Origin of the sequence: Verminephrobacter aporrectodeae subsp. tuberculatae At4, from assembly GCF_000193225.1 — a bacterium.
Taxonomy (GTDB): Bacteria; Pseudomonadota; Gammaproteobacteria; order Burkholderiales; family Burkholderiaceae_C; genus Acidovorax; species Acidovorax aporrectodeae.
The window spans coordinates 1-245 of record NZ_AFAL01000585.1 but is presented as its reverse complement, the minus strand read 5'-3'; the positions used below and the strand labels follow the sequence as shown (position 1 = coordinate 245).

1 protein-coding gene is annotated in these 245 nt (G+C 67.3%); it reads right to left on the bottom strand.

Annotated elements, in window-relative coordinates; genetic code table 11:
- On the bottom strand, window positions 1-245 hold a 245-nt coding region (locus VTU_RS28290), incomplete at both ends, for a SwmB domain-containing protein (protein ID WP_040893168.1).

Here is a 245-nt window from a genome sequence, read left to right as displayed (position 1 = left end):
GTAGGCGACGGTGACCGTCTGGCCGCTGGTGACCGCCGTGCTCAGCGTGAGCGTGACGGTCTTGGCTTGGGCCTCGACGGTGACGTTGGTGACGGCGTTCGCGACGCCATCGACAAGCACCGCAAAGGCCTCGTTGGCCGGCTTGTGGTCCGGGTCCGCGTCCAGGTCGCTGCTGTCGTCGAAGCTGAGTACCAGTTGGTCGCCGTTGACCCTGGGGCGCGTCGTCTCGCCGCTGGTGATCAGCT